This window comes from Eubacterium sp. ER2, from assembly GCF_000765215.1.
Taxonomy (GTDB): domain Bacteria; phylum Bacillota; class Clostridia; order Lachnospirales; family Lachnospiraceae; genus Claveliimonas; species Claveliimonas intestinigallinarum.
Map to the genome: position 1 here is coordinate 1 of NZ_JPJE01000042.1, position 1946 is coordinate 1946.

Genomic DNA, 1946 nt, shown 5'->3' on the forward strand with positions numbered 1-1946 from the left:
CCTCCCTATATTGTCAAGTGATTTTCCTTTAAAATAAAGGTTTTTCAAGTTACTATCTCAGATGAATGAGCCATGGAGATGGGCATTTCTCTGTATCTGATACGAAAATAGCTGGTTTTGGGTACACGAAGTAAAACGTCTTCGTATTTCGTTTTACATGGCCTTGTGTATACCCTTCCATCTATGGCAGCGCACCTCCCGTGTCTACCAGGATCTCCTGCGTCTCCGCCGGGTCCTCACTTCCTTCGTCCCGCCTGCCCATAACCAGGGTGTCAGCTTTGCTCCTGTGCAGGGTCTTGCCCTATGGAAAATATACCTGCCGACTACTGGCTCATTCTTTGTCTTACATTTACTGACTTCCGGCACGCTTCCTCATTCCGGCACCTTGCGGCGGACGTTTCCCCGTAAATGATTCCACCTGCCTCCAGCTGTCCTGCCACAGCTGAATTCAATCCACTTCTTCCTCTTCATGGGCTCAATTCAACTGTGACAAGCATGGATCAACGATTCCTGTTTTACTTTATTACGCTGCCTGTATCTGGGGCCTGCGGATATCTCCCATCATTTTTTCCGGGTTATAATCCACCCCTTTGGTCAGTATCACATAAAAGATCCTGATCACTTTACATGCGATTGCCACTACGGACTGCATCTTCTTCAAAGGATTCTCTTTGCGTGTCCGATAGTACTCGTGGATCGCTTTAAACTCCGGATTCCTCCCGATCAGTGACAGCGCTGCTTCATACAGCACATATCTCAGGCGTTTCCGGCCTCTGTAGCTGATCCGGCTTTCGCCTTTATGCTTTCCTGACTCATTCGACACAATCGCATATCCTGCCAGCTTCTGCAGCTGTTTTGGATCATCGAAACGTCTGATGTCCCCTACTTCTGCAATAAATCCACTGACTGTGACCAGTCCAACTCCCTTGATCGCCATCAGTTTGTCGATATATGGGATCTCTTTCAATTTTTCTTCTATCACCCCAAGCAGTTCTTCCACTCTTGATGCATATACATCCATATCTTTCAGCAGGTTCTTCAGTTCAATCCTTGCCGCTTCCGGCGCTTCCTTACTTCCAACGCTGTGCTCTGCAGCCGATACCAGGGTCTTTGCCCTCTTCATTCCGGCGCCTCTCAGTTTTGCGTCCCTCCAGATCCTGTTTACGCCTTCCACTCCCAGTTTACAGATATCCTCCGGCAGCGGTGCTGTCTCCAGTACCATCCTTCCGCTGACCGCCTTTAGATCCCTGTAAACGTCTTTATACTCCGGGAAATAGATGGAGAACCATCTGGCGATCCGGTTTTTGGCTCTGGTAAGCTCTTCCTGTGCCTGGAACCGCATGTTTGACAAACTCCTGATCTCTGCATAAACGCCAGTAGGTATATAAGGATAAGAGAAACGTCCTTCATTCACAAGACTGGCGATCGTCTTTGGGTCTTTGCGGTCATTCTTGTTGGGATTATTGTCGTCCAGTTCTTTCGACTTTTTTACGTGATGGGGATTTACATGCACCGGCCTCATTCCATTGTCCTGCAGGAATTTTCCCAGGGCGAACCAGTAATGACCGGTTGGCTCCATACCAGGAATCACAACGGATTTGCCATTTTTCTCTAAAAGATCCTCCATCCAGGCTTTGAAGGTCTGAAATCCCGCTTCACTATTGCTAAACTCAAAAGGCTTTTTGGTAAATTCATAATTCCTCCAGTCGAAAGCACGGACAAAATGAGTTTCACTTCCAACATCAATACCAACAATTAAAGTTTTTTCAGTAATGGATGCAATTTTTGCGTTTTGTGTGTTATACTTCATTTCAGATACCTCTCTGTTCTATAGGATTTGTACTAACCAGCAAAGTCAGCAAATCTTATTTTACTCTGAGGTATCTTTTTTTCTCAACCACCTTTCGTGGAATTCCCTATATTTGTATTATACAGGAAGCTCCTGT

At 46.1% G+C, this 1946-nt stretch carries 1 protein-coding gene; it reads right to left on the reverse strand.

What is annotated here, in order from left to right:
* Nucleotides 1-523 precede the first annotated feature (523 nt).
* The gene (locus tag NI21_RS0113820) at nucleotides 524-1810 is read right to left on the reverse strand and encodes an IS110 family transposase (protein ID WP_033126798.1); all 1287 of its coding nucleotides are present in this window, start codon (nucleotides 1808-1810) and stop codon (nucleotides 524-526) included.
* Between the last annotated feature and the right edge of the window lie 136 nt (nucleotides 1811-1946).